Genomic DNA, 4,720 nt, shown 5'->3' with positions numbered 1-4,720 from the left:
CGACGCGAACGGGCTGGGCCGGGAGGACCGGCTGGGCCGGGAAGACCGGCTGGGGATCGCTAGGGGTTGAGGGCCGTCCCGGACGCTCCTAGCGTCCCGGACGGTGCCGCCGGTCCGCGGTCCGTCCGGGAATGAGGTGTGACGCCGGTGTCGTCGAGTGAGCAGAAGCTGCGGGACTACCTCAAGCGGGTGACCGCGGACCTGCACCAGACCCGTAAACGACTGGCGGAGGCCGAGTCCGGCAGCCGGGAACCCGTCGTGATCATCGGCATGGCCTGCCGCTACCCGGGCGGCGTCACCACCCCGGACGAACTGTGGGAACTCGTCGAGCAGGAACGTGAGGGCACCGGACTGTTCCCGGCCGACCGCGGCTGGCCCGACGTCTATCACCCGGATCCGGATCACCCTGGTACGTCGTACACCAGGCAAGGGGGTTTCCTCTATTCCGCCGCCGATTTCGATCCGGACGTCTTCGGGATCTCGCCGCGGGAGGCGCTCGCGATGGACCCGCAGCAGCGGCTGCTCCTGGAGACCGCGTGGGAGGCGATCGAGCGGGCCGGACTGGATCCGCTCGGGTTGCGTGGCAGCCGGACCGCCGTCTACGCAGGGCTGATGTATCACGACTACGCCGCCCGGCTGCTCGACGTGCCGGAGGACGTGGAGGCGTACCTCGGGACCGGCAACTCCGGCAGTGTCGCGTCCGGCCGGATCGCGTACACGCTGGGGCTGGAGGGCCCGGCCCTGACCGTCGACACCGCCTGTTCGTCGTCGCTGGTCGCCCTGCACCTGGCCGTGTACGCGCTGCAGTCCGGGGAGTGTGACCTGGCGCTGGCCGGCGGCGCCGCGATCATGGCGACTCCGGACACTTTCATCGGCTTCTCCCGGCAGCGCGGGCTGGCCGCCGACGGTCGTTGCAAGTCGTTCGCGGCGGCGGCGGATGGCACCGGCTGGGCCGAGGGTGCCGGCATGCTGCTGGTCGAGCGGCTGTCCGACGCCCAACGTCAAGGGCATCAGATCCTTGCTGTGGTACGGGGGACCGCGGTCAACCAGGACGGTGCCTCCAGCGGGCTGACCGCCCCGAACGGGCCCGCGCAACAACGAGTCATCCGGGCCGCGCTGTCCGCCGCCGGGATCAGCCCCGGCGACGTCGACCTGGTCGAGGCGCACGGCACCGGCACCACGCTCGGTGATCCGATCGAGGCACAGGCGCTGCTGGCGGCGTACGGCCAAGATCGGGAAAGCCCGCTGCGACTCGGCAGCGTCAAGTCCAACCTGGGGCACACGCAGGCGGCCGCCGGAATAGCCGGCATCATCAAGGTCGTCCAGGCCATCCGGCACGGCGTCCTGCCCCGCACCCTGCACGTCGACGAGCCCACCCCGAAGGTCGACTGGTCGGCCGGCGCCGTCGAACTGCTCACGTCGGCCCAGCCCTGGCCGCAGAGCGAACGCCCCCGGCGCGCGGGTGTCTCCTCGTTCGGCATCAGCGGCACCAACGCCCACGTCATCATCGAAGAGCCCCCGCCCCTCGGAGAACTCCCGGCGGCGACCGCTCCCGGCCGCCGGATCGTTCCGCTGCTGGTGACCGCTCCTGATCAGGAGGCCCTGCGCCGGCAGGCCGCCCGGCTCGGTCAGTATCTGGCCGCACATCCCGGTGGCGTCCTGACCGATGTGGCCCGCTCGGCGGCGCGACGGGCCGGGTCACCGCATCGGGCGGTGTTCCTCGCGGACGTCGCCGACGGACCCGGTGCGGCGGCTGCCGCACTCTCCGCCTGGGCCGAGGGACAGAACGTTCGTTCGGTCGTCCAGGGCACCGCGGGGCGCGGCAGACGCGCGTTCCTCTTCACCGGCCAGGGCTCCCAACGTCCGGCCATGGGCGCCCAGCTGGCCGCCGAGTTCCCGGTGTTCGCCGCCGCCCTCGCCACCGTGAGCGCCGCAGTCGACCCGCACCTGGAACGGCCACTGACCACGATCCTCGCCGATTCGGAGCTGATCCACCGCACCGAATACGCCCAGCCCGCCATCTTCGCCGTCGAGGTGGCCTCGTTCGCGTTGTTGCGTTCCTGGGGTGTCACGCCGGATGTGCTGGTCGGTCATTCGATCGGTGAGATCGCCGCCGCACATGTCTCCGGGGTGTTGTCGCTGGAGGATGCGGCAATCCTGGTCACGGCTCGTGGCCGCTTGATGCAGGCGTTGCCGGCCGGCGGTGCGATGGTGGCGGTGCAGGCATCCGAAGCGGAGGTCCGGGCGGCGTTTCCGGATGTGGACATCGCGGCGGTCAACGGTCCCCGTTCAGTAGTGGTGTCCGGTGCTGATATTCCGGAAATGTCTGGCTGGAAGGCGACGAGGCTGCGAACCAGTCACGCCTTCCATTCCCGGTTGATGGAGCCGATGGTCGCGGAGTTCCGCGGTCTGCTGGGTTCGTTGACGTTCCATGAGCCGAAGATCCCGATCGTCTCCACGGTGACCGGCCGCTCGGTCGGCGCCGGGGAATGGACCGACCCCGGCTACTGGGCGCGGCACGTCACGTCCACCGTCCGGTTCGCCGACGCGGTAGCAGAGCTGGACGGCGTCTCCCGGTTCGTCGAACTGGGCCCCGACGCGGTGCTGTCCGGCCTGGTGGGAAACGCGGTGCCGATGCTGCGCCGCGACCACGACGAGGTCACCACCGCCCTGACCGTGCTGGCCGCCGCCGCCACCCAGGGCGCCCCGATCGACTGGGACGCGGTACTCCCCGGTGCCGGCCGGGCCGAGCTGCCCACCTACGCCTTCCACCGTCGTCGCTTCTGGTTGGACGCCATGCCCACGACCACACCCGTCACCGACTCCTGGCGCTACCGCATCGCCTGGCACCAGGTCCCCGATCCGGCCCCTGCGATCCTCACCGGAACCTGGCTGCTCCTGGGCGACGACGCCTCCCTGGCCGAGGCCCTGACAACCGCCGGAGCCACCGTCACCCCGACCGCGGCGCACGGGACCGGTAACGGCGCGCGAGCCGTCCAGCGTGGTGAGTTCGGGTTCGAATCGAACCCGAACTCACCACACGCTGGGGACCGCGAGCCGGAGAGCGCCGGGACGGCATCGGAACCGGCCGGAGTCGTCGCGGTCGTCGCGACGGCGGCGGAGGCGCTCGACGTGCTGCGACGGGGACTCGCCGGGCCGCACTGGTTCGTCACCCGGCGTGGTGTCGCGACCGGCTCCACCGACCCGGCGGCTCTGCTCGACCCGGCCGGGGCCTGGGGGCTGGCCCGGGTCGCCGCCCTGGAACAGCCCGGCCGGTGGGGTGGCCTGATCGACGTGCCGGACAGCCCGGACGACACCACCCTGGGCCGACTCGTGTCGGTGCTGGGTGGGCACCTCGCCGCCGAGGACCAGATCGCGTTGCGTGACCACGGGGTGTTCGTGCGCCGGCTCGTCCCGGCACCGCTGCCCGACGGCGCCCGCCCCTGGCGGCCCGGGAACACCCTGCTCATCACCGGTGGTACCGGTGGACTCGGCGCCGAGGTGGCCCGCTGGGCGGCGGGGCGTGGAGTAGGCCGCCTGATCCTGGTCTCTCGCCGTGGCCTGACCGCGCCCGGAGCCGGCGACCTGCTCGCCGAACTGCCCCGAGCCGAGATCCACGCCTGCGATCTCGCCGACCGGGCCGCCGTCGCCGCGCTGCTCGACACCGTGGGACCGGTGGACGCCGTGGTGCACGCCGCCGGGATCAGCGAGGACGTGCCACTCGACACCGAGGACGCCGACCACCTGCGTACGGTCGCCGTGGGCAAGGTGGACGGCTCGGTGCACCTGGACGCGCTGCTGCCGGACGCGCACCTGGTGGTGTTCTCCTCGATCGCGGGAGTCTGGGGCGGGGCCGGGCAGGCGGCGTACGCGGCGGCCAACGCCTCCCTCGACGCGCTCGTCGCCCGCCGCCGGGCCGCGAGCCGCCCGGCCACCGCGGTCGCCTGGGGACCGTGGGCGGACACCGGGATGGCCGCCGACGACCGGATCGCCGCAGCGCTGCGCCAGCGAGGACTCACCCCGATGGCGCCCGCCCGTGCCCTGGACGCGCTCGCCGCCGCCGTCGGAGCCGGAGACGCCCTGGTCACCGTGGCCGACGTGGACTGGGAACGGTTCGTCCCGGCGTTCTCGGCGACCCGCTCCCGGCCTCTGGTGGCGGACCTGTTCCCAGCCCTGGAGGCCGAGCGCCCGAGGGAACGAGACGAGAACGGCGCCCGGGACGGCGGTTCCGAGCTGGCCGGGCGGCTGGCCTCCGCCGACTCGGCCGAACAGGAACGGATCCTGCTGCGGCTGGTCCGGGACGAGGTCGCGGCGGTGCTCGGGCACTCGTCCGGCAACGCGGTGGCACCGGCCCGGGCGTTCACCGAACTCGGTTTCGACTCGCTGACCGCCGTGCAACTGCGTGACCGGCTGATCGCGGCGACCGGGCTGCCGCTGGAACCCGCTCTCGTCTTCGACTACCCCAACACCGAGTCGCTCGCCGCCCACCTGCGGGAGCACCTCGCCCCGCCGAACGACCTGACCGACACCGAGATCCGTGCCGCCCTGGCCGCCATCCCGGTTGCCCGTCTGCGGGAGTCCGGCCTGCTGTCCGGGCTGCTGCGGCTCGCTCCCACGGCCGCGCCGGAGGCCGGGGCCCCGCCGGTCACCGGTCCGGTGCAGGACGCCGGGAACCTCGACGCCATGGACGTCGACGACCTGGTCAAACTCGCCCTCGACC

1 pseudogene is annotated in these 4,720 nt (G+C 72.8%); it reads left to right on the top strand.

Annotation, left to right across the window (positions count from 1 at the left end):
- Positions 1-189 precede the first annotated feature (189 nt).
- A pseudogene (locus tag BLU81_RS13520) lies at positions 190-4,494 on the top strand (type I polyketide synthase); the annotation flags it as partial.
- Positions 4,495-4,720: the final 226 nt, after the last annotated feature.

Source organism: Actinoplanes derwentensis (assembly GCF_900104725.1).
In the GTDB taxonomy this organism is placed as follows: Bacteria; Actinomycetota; Actinomycetes; order Mycobacteriales; family Micromonosporaceae; genus Actinoplanes; species Actinoplanes derwentensis.
Note: the sequence above shows the minus strand (reverse complement) of the source record. Positions and strands in the feature narration are given on the sequence as shown.